The sequence below is a fragment of the Nesterenkonia lutea genome (assembly GCF_014873955.1).
In the GTDB taxonomy this organism is placed as follows: domain Bacteria; phylum Actinomycetota; class Actinomycetes; order Actinomycetales; family Micrococcaceae; genus Nesterenkonia; species Nesterenkonia lutea.
In genome coordinates this window covers 2,794,126-2,809,994 of sequence record NZ_JADBED010000001.1, presented here as the reverse complement: position 1 = coordinate 2,809,994, position 15,869 = coordinate 2,794,126, and the positions used below count along the sequence as shown (strand labels likewise).

The 15,869-nt window shown below is 65.6% G+C and carries 16 protein-coding genes; 8 read left to right on the top strand and 8 right to left on the bottom strand.

Annotated features, from left to right (window positions below; translation table 11 throughout):
- From H4W27_RS12810 to H4W27_RS12800, 3 genes are read left to right on the top strand one after another with little or no spacing between them, the layout of a single operon-like run.
- Complete coding sequence (locus H4W27_RS12810; RefSeq protein ID WP_192596277.1) at positions 1 to 945, top strand: ECF transporter S component; 945 nt, start codon at positions 1 to 3, stop codon at positions 943 to 945.
- Positions 923 to 1,705 (top strand): energy-coupling factor transporter transmembrane component T family protein, encoded by a 783-nt coding sequence (locus tag H4W27_RS12805; protein ID WP_318782365.1) that lies wholly within the window; start codon positions 923 to 925, stop codon positions 1,703 to 1,705. The genes H4W27_RS12810 and H4W27_RS12805 overlap by 23 nt, the downstream gene beginning before the upstream one ends.
- Complete coding sequence (locus H4W27_RS12800; RefSeq protein ID WP_192596276.1) at positions 1,698 to 3,209, top strand: ATP-binding cassette domain-containing protein; 1,512 nt, start codon at positions 1,698 to 1,700, stop codon at positions 3,207 to 3,209. The genes H4W27_RS12805 and H4W27_RS12800 overlap by 8 nt, the downstream gene beginning before the upstream one ends.
- Before the next feature lie 580 nt (positions 3,210 to 3,789).
- Here the strand turns inward: H4W27_RS12800 and H4W27_RS13970 are convergent.
- The 7 genes from H4W27_RS13970 to H4W27_RS12765 all read right to left on the bottom strand — a co-directional run bounded on the left by H4W27_RS13970 (position 3,790) and on the right by H4W27_RS12765 (position 9,107).
- Positions 3,790 to 4,431 (bottom strand): Fic family protein, encoded by a 642-nt coding sequence (locus H4W27_RS13970; RefSeq protein ID WP_192596610.1) that lies wholly within the window; start codon positions 4,429 to 4,431, stop codon positions 3,790 to 3,792.
- A gap of 3 nt (positions 4,432 to 4,434) precedes the next feature.
- On the bottom strand, positions 4,435 to 4,785 hold the full coding sequence (locus H4W27_RS12790) for a hypothetical protein (RefSeq protein ID WP_192596275.1): 351 nt from the start codon (positions 4,783 to 4,785) through the stop codon (positions 4,435 to 4,437).
- A gap of 334 nt (positions 4,786 to 5,119) precedes the next feature.
- A complete protein-coding gene (locus H4W27_RS12785) occupies positions 5,120 to 5,731 on the bottom strand; it encodes a LysE family translocator (RefSeq protein ID WP_192596274.1) in 612 nt (203 codons plus the stop codon).
- Positions 5,732 to 5,740: 9 nt separating this feature from the next.
- The gene (locus tag H4W27_RS12780; protein ID WP_192596273.1) at positions 5,741 to 6,334 is read right to left on the bottom strand and encodes a TetR/AcrR family transcriptional regulator; all 594 of its coding nucleotides are present in this window, start codon (positions 6,332 to 6,334) and stop codon (positions 5,741 to 5,743) included.
- A 37-nt stretch (positions 6,335 to 6,371) separates the two neighbouring features.
- On the bottom strand, positions 6,372 to 7,910 hold the full coding sequence (locus H4W27_RS12775; RefSeq protein WP_225939120.1) for an MFS transporter: 1,539 nt from the start codon (positions 7,908 to 7,910) through the stop codon (positions 6,372 to 6,374).
- Between the two features lie 33 nt (positions 7,911 to 7,943).
- A complete protein-coding gene (locus tag H4W27_RS12770; protein ID WP_192596272.1) occupies positions 7,944 to 8,903 on the bottom strand; it encodes a Sir2 family NAD-dependent protein deacetylase in 960 nt (319 codons plus the stop codon).
- Positions 8,904 to 8,906: 3 nt separating this feature from the next.
- Positions 8,907 to 9,107 (bottom strand): DUF3073 domain-containing protein, encoded by a 201-nt coding sequence (locus H4W27_RS12765; protein ID WP_192596271.1) that lies wholly within the window; start codon positions 9,105 to 9,107, stop codon positions 8,907 to 8,909.
- A 327-nt stretch (positions 9,108 to 9,434) separates the two neighbouring features.
- Between H4W27_RS12765 and H4W27_RS12760 the strand changes: the two genes are divergently transcribed.
- Entirely contained in the window at positions 9,435 to 10,037 is a 603-nt protein-coding gene (locus H4W27_RS12760) for a methylated-DNA--[protein]-cysteine S-methyltransferase (RefSeq protein ID WP_192596270.1), read from the top strand.
- Positions 10,038 to 10,120: 83 nt separating this feature from the next.
- On the opposite strand, the gene clpB is transcribed toward H4W27_RS12760, so the two are convergent.
- Positions 10,121 to 12,730, bottom strand: coding sequence for an ATP-dependent chaperone ClpB (gene clpB, locus H4W27_RS12755; protein ID WP_192596269.1), 2,610 nt, complete (start codon positions 12,728 to 12,730; stop codon positions 10,121 to 10,123).
- A 276-nt stretch (positions 12,731 to 13,006) separates the two neighbouring features.
- Between clpB and H4W27_RS12750 the strand changes: the two genes are divergently transcribed.
- The 4 genes from H4W27_RS12750 to H4W27_RS12735 all read left to right on the top strand — a co-directional run bounded on the left by H4W27_RS12750 (position 13,007) and on the right by H4W27_RS12735 (position 15,559).
- Entirely contained in the window at positions 13,007 to 13,732 is a 726-nt protein-coding gene (locus H4W27_RS12750) for an AAA family ATPase (RefSeq protein WP_192596268.1), read from the top strand.
- Between the two features lie 222 nt (positions 13,733 to 13,954).
- Positions 13,955 to 14,794, top strand: coding sequence for a sigma-70 family RNA polymerase sigma factor (locus H4W27_RS12745; protein ID WP_192596267.1), 840 nt, complete (start codon positions 13,955 to 13,957; stop codon positions 14,792 to 14,794).
- A gap of 121 nt (positions 14,795 to 14,915) precedes the next feature.
- Positions 14,916 to 15,152 (top strand): hypothetical protein, encoded by a 237-nt coding sequence (locus H4W27_RS12740; RefSeq protein ID WP_192596266.1) that lies wholly within the window; start codon positions 14,916 to 14,918, stop codon positions 15,150 to 15,152.
- 44 nt (positions 15,153 to 15,196) lie between these two features.
- Positions 15,197 to 15,559: a DUF1801 domain-containing protein gene (locus H4W27_RS12735; RefSeq protein ID WP_192596265.1), complete on the top strand. Its 363-nt coding sequence runs from the start codon at positions 15,197 to 15,199 to the stop codon at positions 15,557 to 15,559.
- Positions 15,560 to 15,869 lie beyond the last annotated feature (310 nt).

The following is a 15,869-nucleotide window of genomic DNA, read 5'->3' as shown; positions in this document are numbered from 1 at the left end:
ATGACTCCCACCGACACGCACTCTGGGCAGGGGTCCGTCACCGCGGCGGATCCCGGAGAAACCCCGAAGCATCGCACCACCACGACGCCCACAAACAAGGCCTCCACGCAGCACCGCGCCGGGACCCACACCCGGCCCGCTCCCCCGCTCTGGTCCACCCTCGCGCTCACCGCCGGGGCCGCCGTCATCGCTGGCACCTATCTCTGGGTGCTGACCAGCCAGCCTGCCACCCTCGGCGCCGATCTCGGGCACACCACCCTCGGCGTCATGGTCGGCTACCTGCTGGGCGCCGCACTCATCGCCGCCGGCACGCTTCCGCGGATCCCGCGCAGCGTGCTCGCGCTGATGCCGGTCATGATCGCGCTGAACATCGCCACCGGGCAGATCGTCGGCACCATGACCCCCATCCCGCTGTACCTCGATTCCCTGGGCACCGTGATCATCGGTGTCATCGCCGGCCCGGCCGCAGGCGCGCTGACCGGCATCCTCACCAACGTGCTCTGGGGTGTGACCATCAACCCCACGGTCATCGCCTTCACCGCCGGCTCCGCCTTCATCGGTGCCGCGGCAGGCTGGGCCGCCCGGCTCGGAGGCTTCCGCCGCATCTCGTGGGCCGTGATCGCCGGCGCCGTGGCAGGAATCCCCACGGGACTGATCGCCACCCCCGTGGCCGCCTTCATCTACGGCGGCGGACTCGGCGTGGGCACCGGTAGTCTCGTCGCCGCGCTGCAGGGCGCCGGTTCGTCCATGCTGGAGGCCGCCACCATCCAGGGTCTCGGCAGTGATATCGCCGATAAGGCCATCATCTTCGCGCTGGCCTTCCTGGTGATCGCGGCGCTGCCCAAGCGGCTGCGCAGCCGGTTCCCGTTCACCGAACACTCGATGGTGCGACGCCGGAACACCTCCTCCGCGGAGCCTGCGCGTGCGGCTGCATCCAGCCACTGAGCTGGTCCTGCTCGGCTGCGCACTTCTGCTCGTCTACGGGATCCCGTCCCCGCTCGTCCCGGCCGCCGTGCTCCTCTGCGCGGCGGCCGCGGCGGCGGTCTCGCCGCGGGTGCGCTTCCGCAGCTGGCTGCTGAGCCTGCTCGTGCTGGCCGGGCCCATGCTGGTCATGGTCGGCATCATCCAGGGACTCTTCTACCCCGGCGAGCAGGCCCAGGTGCTGGCGGAGTTCGGACCTGCCGCCGTGACCGTGGAGGGACTCGCGCTCGCGGTCCAGCTCTGGCTGCGGGTGGCGGCGATGGTGGCCGTCTGCGCGCTGTTCGCCTTCGGCTCGGACCCCTCGCGCGCCTTCGACGGGCTGCTCGCCCTGCGCGCGCCGCTGTCCCTGGCGTATGTCTGCGCGGCCGCGATGACCCTGATCCCGCTGGCCCAGCACCGGGTGCGCTCAGCGCTGGCCGCCCGGGCCGCACGCGGGTGGGACACCGACCGACTGCTGGTGCGGCTGCGGCTGCTCACCGGTGTGCTCGCCGGACTGCTGGTCACCGCGATCACCCAGCTGGATCAGCGCCACGACGCGCTGACCCAGCGAGGATTCGGCGAGACGCCCCGACCCACGCCCGCCCAGCTCTATCCCCGGGGCCCCGCTCAGCGAGGCCTGCGCTGGGGCGCCGTGGCCGTCTCGGTGCTGCTGGTCTGCGCCTCGCTGGCCGGGCTGCTGCCGCTTCCGGCCGCCACTGACCTGATGGGGGCCTCCGATGCGTGAGCGCACTCCGCTGCTGACCCTGGGGGAGTTCAGCTTCACCTACCGCGGGGCCTCGTCCCCGGCGCTCGACGGCATCGATCTGGCGCTGCAAGCCGGAGACGGGATGTCCGTGCTCGGTCCACAGGGGGCAGGCACCTCCACCCTGGCCCGGGCCGTCGCCGGGCTGCTCGCTGAACACGGCCACGCCAGCGGCGTCAGGGCGCTGAACGGCATCGGCGTCGGCATGCTGGGCGATGACCCCGAGGCACAGCTCACCGGGCTGACCCGTACCGTTCGCGCTGAGGCGGCGCTGCCTGGGCGGCTGCTCGGTCTGTCGCTGCAGGAGTGCCTCGACCGCGCGGAGACCAGCCTAGAGTCGCTGGGCATCGGCGCCCTGGCTCAGCGTGACCTCTCGACGCTCTCCGGCGGCGAGCGCCAGCTCACTGCGCTGGCGGGCCTGCTCACCCTTCGGCCCAGCGTGCTGGTGCTGGACCAACCCTCCCAATCACTGGACCACAGCGCACGACGGCGCCTGGCCCGGTCTCTGCGCGAGTTCCGCGCCGACGGTGGTGCGGTGCTGCTCACGGGACATCAGCATGATGAGCTGACCGCGGACTGCGATCAGGTGCTGTTCCTGGAGAACGGGCGGCCCACTCCGAGTGGACCGGGCGGTCTGGCTCCGGCGTCGATCACGCCGGCAACACTCACGTCGGCGCAGCCCACCCCGACTCAGCTGTCCGACCACGGGATCTGGGATGCGCGCAGCGAGGCGTGTGCACGGACCGAGGCCCATGCCCAGTCCTCTGGCCCGGCAACCGGCCCCGACCAGGAGGTGCTGCTGCACGTGCGGGGACTCACCGTCCAGCGCGCGTCCGTCCATGTGCTCAGCGACCTCGCACTGGATCTGCGCGCCGGGGAAGTCACCGCACTGCTGGGCGCCAATGGCTCAGGCAAATCCACGCTGCTCGGCTCCCTCGCGGGACTTGTGTCCACAGAGCCTGGGACCAGCATCGCCGGGCCCGGCGGTGTCGAGCTTGCAGGGGAACCGACGCATCGCCGGGCGGGCCACATCGCCTGGGTTGGCCAAGACCCCGGAGATCAGCTCTCCGCCTCCACGGTGCATGGCGAGCTGATGCGCGCGGCCCCGCTGGGCTCCGGCGGTCGTCGGCTGCGCCGCGCGGAGCGGCACCAGGCACGGAGTCAGCGGGAGCTGGATGTCCAGCGCGTGATGGACCTCGCGGGCCTCAGCACCTACGCCGAGGAGCATCCCTATGACCTGCAGCCGGCGCAGCGCAAGGACTGTGTGATCGCCTCGGCGCTGCTGCTGCGGCCTTCGGTGCTGCTGCTGGACGAGCCGACCCTGGGCCGGGACGCCGCCGGGATGGCCCGGCTGAGCGCCGTGCTGCGTGACTTCGCTGTGGCGGGCGGTGCGGTGCTGGTGGCCACCCATGACCAGCGCTGGGCCGCGGAGATAAGCCACCAGCAGCTGCGCCTGAGCGCGGGTCCCCTGCAGCACGACCGCTGACTGGTCTTGCCTGTCTCGGGTGCACCCCAGACTCACTTGGAACGACGAGACCAGCGAATCCTGTATGGCCTCACTCGCGATACTCGAGAACGTCGAGCAGGTTGTGGCCAATCAGCATCGCAGGAAGGTTCAAGAAGATTCCCGCACGTTCTTGCGACGCCATCTCGTTCGTTTGGGGGCCCTAAGCGTCTAGCTGACGGCGATGGAAGGGCTGTCAGCGACAATGCGATGTACAGCGTTAGTACCTGATTCAGTACCCCGAGTTATGTCGCCCGTTAAAGTACAGATAGCGCGGCGTGGCTGCGCCCTCTGGCCCCTTCTACGAGTGGCCCATTCGTTTGTGAAGCGACTGGAGGTAGACAGCCATTTGCCCTTCTACCCATCCTGAAACTTTTAGTCGCAGAGTTTCCGTTGTTGCTGGTTCGATTTCCCGCAGCGCGACCTCCAAGAAGCCATCAGATGCTTCCGAAACCAAGATCAAGTCCGCCACGGAATCATCATCACGAACCAGGGCCTGGATGACAGGTTGAATAGATTCTTGAGCAGGCTCGGATGCAATAATGGAAACCCGGAACTTAGTCTACTCTCCACCCGGCTTATATCCAGGCTTTTTGCGAGGGCGTGAACCCGTACCCATGGTCCTACACCTTATTTGAGGCGGGATTGGAAGTTCGCCTATATGCCTATCAAATTCAGACATCGCAAGCTTCGCCAATCGTTCGGCGGCACTAAAGTAGACCAACTCGCTTGATGTGCTGGCGTAATAGTTAGCCAAGTCAGCCAAACTTGCACTAGCGCTTGGCGCCGATGGATGCATTTGCGCCGTAATGACACCTAATGTGTCCACAGCGCAAGCTTCGATGAAGTTGATAAATCCTGCGTAATCCGAACGGTCGGCGGACTCCAATGCTTCGAAGTACCGCGCCCGCTGGTCCGCAAAAATCACAAGCGGGATTCCCGGTCGTCGGTAGAGATAGATCGACGCCAGGGCGCGTGCTACCCGACCATTTCCGTCTGGAAAGGGATGTACGCTGACATAGGCGTAATGCGCATAAGACGCCTGCAAGACGGGGTGAGATTGCGTGAACTCATCGCTCCTTAATTCCTGAATAAGACGATCCATTTCAGGCGCCGTATCCCATACGGGAGCATATTCATGAACTTTTCCAGTCGAGGGATTCCAAGGGCTATTCGGGAGCGTTTTATAGGCACCCTTTTCCAGGGCTCACTGCTGGGTTCCCACGTTAGTTGTCACGTCGTATGTGTCTTGATGGGCACACACCGTCATATGTAGTTCGCGAATCCACTTTTCGCTAACGACGACATCCTCCGTGGCGGCATCAAGAACATAGTCATAAGCATTGAGTGCATCTTCGATAGCGCGTCGCGCAGGCTCACCCTTATACCTCACCAAGGTCTCCCAAGTGGCTGCCTGTGTAGCGACACTGTAGGTGAATCCGCGATCTACCGTATACAGCCCTTCAATCGCACCGGTATCGACGGCGGCTGTTCGACTGGCTCTTATAACGGCCTGACGGAGTGCTTCGTCCCCAACAACCTCACGTTTTGCGAGCATATTCTCCTCTGCCCGCGCGAAAATATGGGGGTCAAATCTGGCCTCCAGCCAGTGACTAAACGAGGGGAATCGTTGATAGCCCGAGCTTGCTGGCTCCGGAAGACTATCGGCTGGCGTTTGTCCTTTTAGCACAGGACCCTCTGGGGAGGACGGAGTCATGTCGCCTACCGTATCGCAGAAGGGCAATGAAAGCCTGGCACCTTGGACTTGCTATCAGTTGAAATTGGCTAGGAGCCTTAGTACGCGCCCCGCGCCTGTCATCTGCCGATTGACGAGAGGGGGCATTGGCAATTTGTGGGATTACCAGACTGCGTCGCACCCGGTTCCGGCGAGACTAGAGCGGCAGGGACTCCCAGGTGTCCACCATGGCGGGGATGACCGAGACGACCAGCAGTGCGGCCATCACCAGGTTGAAGATGAGCATGTGCTTGGGCTGAGAGATCACTTTCCCGGCGCCGACGCCGAGCAGGGTCCAGGCGATGGTGCACGGGGCGCCGAATGAGCCGGCCACCAGGGCGATCACGGCGACTTCGGCCAGGAACGAGTCCCAGAAACCGGTGAAGGTGCTCAGCGCCGCGACCGAGAGAGTCCACGCCTTGGGGTTCACAAACTGGAACAGCGCCATCTGCACGAACCCCGGGGGCTTTGCCCCGGGCTTCTGGGTCAGCTCGGTGGGGCCGGTGGCGATCTTGAACGCGAGCCAGAGCAGATACAGGATGCCGATCGGGCGCAGGATGTCCAGGATCACCGGCCACTGATCGAGCACCTGGCCCAGCCCGATGCCTACCAGCAGGACCATGGACGGGAACCCGAGGTTCACACCGAGGATGGCGGGAAGGGTGCGCTTGAACCCATAGGCGGCGCCTGAGGCCATCACGATCGTGTTGTTCGGGCCTGGGGTGCCGGCACCGGCCACCACGAAGAGCATCAGAGAGAGAATTGCCACTGGTTGAGACTACTCTGCGCCGTCGGCGCGCGGCGCCGCCGAAACACTGGCGCGATACGCCAGGGCGATGATCTCCTCGGTGACGCGCTCGCGCATCGTCGGACTCAGCCCCTCGGTGGAGAGTGCCTCGTAGAACCACAGTCCGTCGGCGGCGAGCCGCGCGATAAAGCGCTGGAGCGCGGCGGCTTCCGCGTCGTCGTGGTCGGGGACCGCAGTGACCTGAGGGGGCTGCGGGGCCCAGCGGGCATAGACCTCGTCCCAGGCCGCGTTGGCCACGGGGTCCTCGGAGGCTTCCAGCATGAGCAGCAGCTCCGCGCGGTCAGGGTTCTGTGAATCCTTGACGAAGGCCCGGAAGCGCTCCGCGCGGGAGAGCTCCTGCGCGGTGCCGCCCGCCTCCGTCTCCATGGAGTGTTCCCACTGCGCCGCCACGTGGCGGTGCAGCCCCAGCAGCAGCTCCTCACGGGACGGGAAGTGGTAGAGCAGTCCGCCCTTGGTCATCCCAGCCTCAGCGGCCACGGATTCGTAGGTCAGCATGGTCACGCCTTCGCGCTGGACCACCCGGGTCGCGGCATCGAGGATCTCTAGGCGTTTGGAGGGGCGCACAGTGGTGGATCTCCGCTCAGTGGTTTCGCAGAACTTCTCAGTGGTTTCCGGGGTAGGCCTGGGACTCGGTGCCCGGGGTGTACCGGCGCAGCATCCAGACGGAGGCGACGGTGGCGAGCGCCATCACCAGTGCCACACCTATCAGCACGGCGAGATAGGCGGTGTCGAAGGCCTCGGCGGCGGCGGCCATGGCCGGTGCGCTGCCTGATTCGAGCACTGCCGCGGGCGCCTGGCCGCTGAACTGTTCAGCCCCGGCCGGGAGCACCAGCACCCGGGTGTAGACGAAGGTGATCAGGCTGCCCAGCAGGCCCACCCCGACCAGTCCGCCGAACTCATAGGAGACCTCCTCGATGGAGGCGGCCATCCCGGCGCGGCGCGGCGGGACGTTGCCCATGATCGCGGTGGAGGCCACGGACATGGACGCACCCAGACCGGCGCCGAGCACCACAAAGCTGATCACCAGCCACAGCAGCGAGTCCTGGACCGTGGCGAGGATCGCACCGCCGGCTCCGACGGCGGCCACCGCCATGCCGCCGCCGATCAGCGTGAGCAGACCCGAGCGGTGCAGGATGGCTCCGCCGAAGAGCGCGAAGGGCATGGAACCCACGGCCAGCGCCGAGACGATGAGCCCGGCGTCGAGCGGGCTGAAACCCTCCACCAGCTGGAAGCGCTGGGTCGTGCCCAGCTGGACCCCGACGATGGCGAAGATGCTTGCTCCGGCGGCGATCACACCCCCGCTGAACCCGCGATTGCGGAAGATGCTGAAGTCCACCAGCGGCTCGGATATGCGGTTCAGCCGCACCTGCCGGCGACCGAAGACCGTCAGCATCACGATGGCGATGAGCGTGGAGACCAGGAAGAGCGGCCAGTTCACCGGAGTGGCGGCGATGGTCTTGATCGCCAGCACCGCGGCGGTCAGTCCGACCATGACCTGAACGGAGGAGAGCCAGTCCCAGCGACGGCGTGGGTTGGCGATGTTCGCCGGTCCGACCACAAGCATCAGCACCAGCGCTGCGACCACGATCGGCACGTTGACCAGGAAGACCGAGCCCCACCAGAAGAACTCCAGCAGGACGCCGGAGACGATCGGCCCCAGCGCCATGCCGACAGTGGCGACGGCGGCCCAGATCGCGATAGCGAGGTTGCGCTCCCGCTCCACAGCGAAGGTCAGCCGGATCAGTGCGAGCGTGGCCGGCATCATGGCGGCGGCGCCCACGGCCAGCAGCGCACGGGAGGCGATCAGCATCTCGGAGCTGCCGGAGAACGCGGCCAGGATCGAGGCCACGCCGAAGATCCCGAGGCCGACCTGGAAGATCCGCTTATGTCCGAACCGGTCCCCCAGCGCGCCGGAGCCGGGCAGCAGACCGGCGATGACCAGCGGGTAGGCGTTGATGATCCAGAGCTGAGCCGGGGAAGAGGCGCCGAGCTCCGCGGTGAGCGTGGGCAGAGCGGTGTAGAGGATCGTGTTGTCCAGGGCGATCAGCAGCAACGCCGAGGAGACGATGGCGAGCATGGTCCAGCGCTGCCAGGCGGTGAGCGAGTGGCCGAGCGAGGCATGCAGGGAGGGAAGGGTCATCACGGAAGTAACTATACTATACGTCCGGTACAGTTACTGGTGAGTTCTGTCACCCAGCAGCTGGTCGAGCTCCTCGAGCGCGGGGGTGATGCGGGTACGCCAGCGCCAGTCGGCCTTGGCGTCTGCCCGGGAGGGTCCGCCATTGATCACACCGATGGCCCGATGGGACTGGTGCATCGTCAGCGCGATCTTGAACCCGCTCATCACAGCCATGGAGCTGCCCACCACCAGCAGCGCGGAGGAGGCCTCGACGAGCGCATCCACCGCGGCCTTTCGCTCGGCGGGCACCGATTCGCCGAAATAGACCACGTCGGGCTTGAGCCTGTCGGAGCCGCAGACCAGACAGGTGATCATGTGGAACTTCTCCACCCAGGACTGATCCAGGGTGACATCGCCGTCCGGGTTCACGTTCTCCGCGGCGGCGAAGGCGGCCTCGGCGTATCCGGGATTCGCCTCCTGCAGCCGGGCATCCATGGAGGACCGGGTCTCGCGGTTGCCGCAGTTCAGGCAGATGACCGAATCCATGTCCCCGTGCAGCGGGATCAGCGGATCGGAGCCTGCCGCGCGGTGCAGTCCGTCCACGTTCTGGGTGATCAGGCCGCTGAGCAGACCCGAGGACTGCCACTTCGCGAGCAGCCGGTGAGCCTGGTTCGGCTCGGCGCGGTGCATCTGGCGCCAGCCCACGAAGCCGCGCGCCCAATAGCGGTGGCGAGCCGCGGTGTCGTGCTGAAACTCCTGGTAGGTCATCGGCCGGTGCCGATGCAGGGAGCCCTGCGGCCCGCGATAGTCCGGGATCCCGGAGTCGGTGGAGACCCCGGCGCCGGTGACGGCGAGGACCCCGCCCCGCCTCAGCAGGGAGGCGATGCCCTCTCGGGCCACCTCCGCAGGCTGGGGCTCGGCGGTGTCCTCGACCACGCGCGCGATGGACCGCAGTGCCGCCCTGTGGGCGTTCTCAACAGGCCTGGTGAAAGCCTCTGGTGTCGGCTCGGTCACGGGTCAGCGCCCGTACTTGTCCTCATACGGATCAACGCTGCTGCTGCGTTCCTCGGAGTCCGGTCGCGACCGAACGGGAGCATCCGCGCTGCCGCGGGTCTTGGCGAGCTCTCGCTCCAAAGCAGTCAGGTCGGTGTCCGGAGTGTAGTACTTGATCTCCCGAGCCTGCTTTGTCGCTTTCGCCTTCTGACGGCCACGCCCCATAAGCGAGACCCCCTCTGTCTTCTCGTGTCCTCTACGACGCCGGGCAGGGCTCATCGCGGGATCAGCTGTTTAAAAGTAGTTCGTGCTCACTAGGTTAACATGACTGGCGCTGCGCCGTCGTCCGATCGGTGCTCATGGTCGGCACGATCACATCGGGGCATGCCGGTCACTGCGTGCTGCACCTTGTGCAACGTCGCAGAGCCGTGCTCTGTTCCACACCCTCTGCAGCTGCTCGATCAGCACCTTCATCTGAATATTCGTCTGCTGAGCATGTCCGGCGGATGACGCAGGTGGACCTGGGTCGGCGGGCGGTGGACAATTCAGCCTATGACTGATGTGCAGCCTCTTCCGGAGTCCGATCTTCCCGAGCTGCGCTGGTCCTCGGCCTCGCTCGACGGGCTGGGGGCGATCGTGGTCATCCACTCCCCCGAGGATGAGACCATCCGTGCTGCCTCGTTGGCCCAGGCCGAGGGAGGCGAGCCGGAGGTGGCGGCGATCGGCCGGGTGCTCGAGCAGCTCATGGACCGGCTGGAGCTGCTCGCCCCGGCCACCGCCGCCCGAGAGATGAAGCCCCTGCCCGCGGGGACCGGCACTGTGGCCGAAGCGCTGGAGGCCTACGCGTCCGAGGATCACCGGGCGCTGGATGACCTCGCTGTGGTGCAGCCGGGCTCGGACTACCGGCAGGATGTCTGGGCCGCCATGCGTGAGATCCCCGCCGGGGAGACGGTCTCCTATGCGGAGCTCGCCCAGCTGGCCGGCCGGCCGCTGGCGCACCGAGCCGCAGCGAGCGCCTGCGCGAACAACCTGGTGGCCTTCGCCGTCCCGTGCCACCGGGTGATCCGCTCCGACGGCGGGATCGGCGGCTACGGCTTCGGCGGCACCGAGACCAAGCGCGCACTGCTGGCCCGCGAAGGCCTCACCGTCAGCTGACCTCCACCTTCCCCTGGGCGGTTGAGTTCTCCGGTGGCTGCGCACCGACCGGAAAGCTCAACCAGCCAAGAGGAACGGCGGGGTCATGCCTTTCGAGTCACGGTGAGCCCGTGGACGGACTCACCCTCCAGGCTGAGCTCCTGGCGGTCCACCAGCACGGTGTCCCCGTCCTCGACCTCGCCGGAGAGCAGCGCGCGGGCGAGCTGATCGCCGATCTCGCGCTGGACCAGCCGACGCAGCGGACGGGCGCCGTAGGCGGGGTCATAGCCGGTGAACGCCAGCCAGTCCCGCGCGGCCTCGGTGACCTCCAAGGTCAGCCGGCGCGCCGTCATGCGCTCCTGCAGCAGCCCGATCTGCAGCTCCACGATCCCGCTGAGCTGCTCCATGGACAGCGGATCGAACATCACGATGTCATCGAGACGGTTCAGGAACTCCGGCTTGAAGGAGGCATGGACCACGTCCATGACCCGCTGCTGCTTGGTCGCGGGCTCCAGCGTCTGATCGACCAGGAACTGTGAGCCCATGTTCGAGGTCAGGATCAGCACCACGTTGCGGAAGTCCACGGTGCGGCCCTGTCCGTCGGTGAGCCGGCCGTCGTCAAGAACCTGCAGCAGGATGTCGAATACCTCCGGGTGGGCCTTCTCCACCTCGTCGAGGAGGATCACCGAGTACGGACGACGCCGGACAGCTTCCGTGAGCTGACCGCCCTCGTCATAGCCCACATAGCCTGGGGGTGCTCCGACGAGGCGGGAGACGGAGTGCTTCTCCGAGTACTCGGACATGTCGATCCGGACCATGGAGCGCTCGTCGTCGAAGAGGAACTCCGCGAGCGCCTTGGCCAGCTCGGTCTTGCCCACGCCGGTGGGGCCCAGGAACATGAAGGAGCCGGTGGGCCGGTCAGGGTCGGCCACGCCGGTGCGGGCCCGGCGCACGGCGTCGGAGACCGCGCCCACAGCCTTAGTCTGGCCGATCAACCGGGAGCCGATGAGCTCTTCCATCTGCAGCAGCTTCTCGGTCTCCCCCTGGAGCAGCCGCCCGGCGGGGATGCCGGTCCAGGCGGCGATGACCTCGGCGATGCCGTCGGCGTCCACCTCATCGGCGACCATCTTCTTCTCCGGCGCGGGAGTGGAGGCATCCTCCTCCTCCGCGGCGGCCAGGTCCTTCTCCACCTGAGGGATCTCCCCGTAGAGCAGCCGGGAGGCCTCGGCAAGATCGCCATCGCGCTGGGCGCGCTCGGCGGTGGACCTCAGCTCGTCCAACCGCACCCGCAGCTCACCAGCCCGGTTGAGCTCGCCCTTTTCGGCCTCCCAGCGCGCGGTGAGCTCGGCCAGCTCCTCGCGCCTGTCGGCCAGGTCCGCGCGCAGCGTCTGCAGGCGGTCGGCTGAGCCCGGGTCGGTCTCATTCGCCAGGGCCAGCTCCTCCATGGTGAGCCGGTCCACCACGCGGCGCAGCTCGTCGATCTCCACCGGGGCGGAGTCGATCTCCATGCGCAGCCGGGACGCGGCCTCGTCGATCAGGTCGATGGCCTTGTCCGGCAGCTGCCGCCCGCTGATATAGCGGTCCGAGAGCGTGACGGCGGCGACCAGGGCGTTGTCCGCGATCCCCACCTTGTGGTGGGCCTCGTAGCGCTCCTTGATCCCGCGCAGGATCGCGATGGCGTCGGCCACTGAGGGCTCGCCCACATAGACCTGCTGGAAGCGGCGCTCCAGGGCGGCGTCGGATTCGATGTTCTCCCGGTACTCATTCAGCGTGGTGGCGCCGATCAGCCGCAGCTCACCGCGGGCCAGCATCGGCTTGAGCATGTTGGAAGCGTCCATGGAGCCCTGGGAGGCGCCGGCGCCGACCACGGTGTGGATCTCATCGATGAAGGTCACGATCCGGCCCTCTGCGGACTTGATCTCTTCGAGCACGGCCTTCAGCCGCTCCTCGAACTCGCCGCGATACTTCGCTCCGGCGATCATGGCGCCCAGGTCCAGGGAGATCAGGGTCTTCTCGCGCAGCGACTCGGGGACGTCACCGGCGACCATGCGCTGGGCCAGGCCTTCGACGACGGCGGTCTTGCCGACCCCGGGCTCACCGATCAGCACCGGATTGTTCTTGGTGCGGCGGGAGAGCACCTGGACGACACGACGGATCTCGGAATCGCGTCCGATCACCGGGTCCAGCTTGCCGGAGCGGGCGATCTCGGTCATGTCCGTGCCGTACTTCTCCAGCGCCTGGAAGGAGTTCTCGGGGTCCGGAGAGGTGACCTTGCGGTCTCCGCGCAGTCCGGGCAGCTCCGCCTTGAGCGCCTCCACCGTGGCACCGGCCTCGGCCAGCGTCCTGCCGGCGGGTCCGCCGTCAGAGGCGGCACCGATGAGCAGGTGCTCGGTGGACACGAATTCATCTCCGAAGTCCTCAGCCTGCGCCTGGGCCGCCTTGATCACGTTGAGCCCCGCAGGGGAGAACTGGGGAGCAGCGACCGAGTCCCCGCTGGTAGCGGGCAGAGACTTGATGATGGCTGACGCGCGAGTGCTCACCGCATCGGGATCGGCGCCGGCGGCCTTGAGCAGCGCCACCGCCATGGATTCCCGCTGGTCCATCAGGGCCTTGAGGATATGCGCGGGCTCCACCTGCGGGTTGCTCGCGGTGTTGGCGTTCATCGCGGCGGCCGAGACGGCCTCCTGTGATTTGGTCGTGAGTTTGACGTCCATGTCTGCCCCTCCCGGTGTGTGTTTGACGCTGGCTGCTCACCCGCGTCTCAGAAACTTGAGTCCATCCTACTCAACTTTGGGAGAGGTGGAAGTATTCCGCGCAGGGACCCGTTCCTCGGTCATGCCTGGTAACGGAGTTATCTAGGTCTCTTCCAACATCTGCGAGCCACTGCGAGCTCCTAGACGAGAGCTTTCTCAAGGATCGTCTACGGGTGCCCGCAGGCCGGTCTCCCCCGCGCAACCCAGATCCAGCGCTGTGGCTGGCACACTGACCGCATGGCCTTCGAACGGTTTCCAATCCGAAGATTGACCGAACATCCTGCCAACACCCTGGACCGGCAGACTTGGCCGGCGACGTTGGCGCCCGTAGCTACGATCCTCGATCACGGACTGGATCTCGGCCTGGCTACCGTCCTGGTGGGTGAGAACGGATCCGGCAAGTCGACCATCATCGAGGCAATCGCGTTGGCGTACGGGCTGTCCCCCGAGGGAGGCTCGACAGGAGCCCAGCACAGGACACGCTCAACGGAGTCGGTGCTCGCCGACCACCTCCAAGTGGTCCGCAACGCCGGCACCACCCGACGCGGGTACTTCCTAAGAGCCGAAACGATGCACGGCTTCTACACCTACCTCGAGTCGAACCCCAGCACGAGCGGGCGACCGGACGTTGCCTTCCACGAGATGTCCCACGGTGAATCGTTCCTCGAACTCGTGGGTGATCGATTTCGTGGACCGGGCCTCTGGGTCCTCGATGAGCCAGAATCAGCACTGTCCTTCTCTGGTTGCCTAGCGTTGCTCAGCGTACTGAAAGAAATCGTGGCGACAGGAGAGTCCCAGGTGATCCTTTCGACACACTCACCTCTCCTGGCCGCCCTGCCAAATGCTCAGATCCTCGAAGTAGGCAGCTGGGGTCTTCGTCCTCGGCAGTGGAAGAATCTCGAGCTTGTCACCAGCTGGCAAGCCTTCCTCACCTCGCCCGAGCGCTACCTCAGACACCTCTAGCTGAACCACCGCCACAAACCGTTGATGAGGTCTCTACACGCTTCTAAGTCCAAGTCGTTTCACAGCTCGCCTCGGCGTGCCGCTTCGGTCAGTGCCCAATGGAACGTGGCACGCCGCGTCATTCGTGAGCGTTCCAGTACGTCTGTTGCAGATCTGGGTTCTGCAACAATGTCGATGTGGAGCGACCGCACCGCAGGACGTCACGATCTATGGTTTGAACCTATGGGCCAGATCGAAGAATTTGAGGCGGAGCGTGCGCGGCTTGTACGTCTAGCCGCTGGGTTGCTCGGCGATCGGACCGAGGCGGAAGACATCCTCCAACAGGCGTGGATACGGTTTCACGGCACTGCAAGTGTGATCGAGAACGTGCCTGCTTGGCTGACCGTCGTCACGACGCGTCTGTGTCTGGACCGTCTTCGTTCGAAGACCCCCGAACCAAGAGAACAGCTCGAGTTCACTGATGCAGAGACTGCAGAGGATCCAGCCGATCATGTGGTTCTGGCGGACACTGTCGGAGTTGCCCTGCACATCGTCCTCGAACGCCTCTCGCCACCTGAGCGCGTAGCTTTCATCTTGCATGACACCTTCGGCGTGGACTTCCGCACCATCGCGAGTGTTCTCGACATCTCGCCACAAGCAGCCCGCAAACTGGCATCGAGAGCGCGTTCCAAAGTCACGGCCAGCACCCCAGAGGGAACTCCCGCTAGCTGGGAAGTGGTCGACGCTTTCCTTACAGCTGCCCGAAGTGGTGACTTCGCACGTCTTCTTCACCTCCTCGCCCCCGATGCCCTCCTCACCGCAGATACCGAAGCCATCGCAGCCGGCACCCCCCGACGGATTGAAGGGCGACACAACGTCGCAGCGATGTTCGACGGTGCCGCGAAAGCGGCGCTACCTGTCCTCATCGACGGGCGTCCTGGTGCTGCGTGGTTCCAACAAGGACAACCCCGCGTGGCGTTCGACTTCACCATCTCTGGCGGCCTGGTCCAGAGCATCACCTTCCGGGCACGACAGAACGTTCTGACCTCACTTGCCCGGCGGACCGGGAACCACGAGAGGTAACCGACACCCGCTCCCTCTCGGCTCGGCTAGGCCTGCGGTCACATTCGTGCTGTCCCACTCGTCATAGAAGTAGAACCTCCGACGAACCCACGACTGACGCACCAAGATGGAAGGAACAACGATGAAGACGATGACCTGTAGACAGCTTGGCGGCCCCTGCGAGCTACCACTGCGCGGTGAGACTGCCGACGACATCATCAAGGCTCAGGACCGACACCTCAAGGACATCACCAAATCCGGAGACACGACTCACCAGCCTGCCTACGAGGCGATGAAAAGCCGGTGGAGGAACCCGATCAAGGGCATGGGCTGGTACCGCGACACGAAGAAGGCTTTTGCAGCGCTTCCCGAGGCCTGACCAACACCGCCTGACGCCACCACCTTCCGACAGGAGCCTCTCCCGTGACACCGAGCGACAACATCGATGACCTCATTGCCTCCCACCCCGACTGGCGAGGCCAGATCCTCAAGGATGCTCGTCGTATGATCCTCAATGTTGACCCCGACATTGTCGAGACATGGAAGTACATGGGTTCCCCCGTATGGGAACTCGACGGCATTCTCATCGTCGGGAACATCTTCAAGAGCAAAGTGAAGCTCGGATTCATGCACGGCGCATCTCTCGAGGACCCAGAGACCCTGTTCAACGGAGAACTCAAAGGTAACCAGCGCCGCTCTTACGAGTTAAGCGAGGGCGACGTGCTGAACGAACCCGCGCTGAAGCAGCTCGTACGCGAAGCGATCAAACACAACCGCTCAAAGTAGCCCCCTGGCCCTACACGACATCCCACTCGACGGTCTTCATGGACAGTCCTCACTCGAGCATGGGCCCCGGGGTTCCTCCTCACGACGAGAACATGACTCTGCTCCGAGGGGTATCCTGGCAACAGCTCAAGCCACGGGCACTTGAAACCTCTACTCAAGGTCCCGCTATGAAGCCTCTCTCAATACCTTCCTGGCGCTGCCCCAGACGTTGCGCCTCGCTCCTCGCTGTTCTCCCGAATGCCGACCAGGATGTTGCTCTGGACTCGTCTCTGCGGACAGGTCACCTCCACCCAGCGACGATGGTAACGCC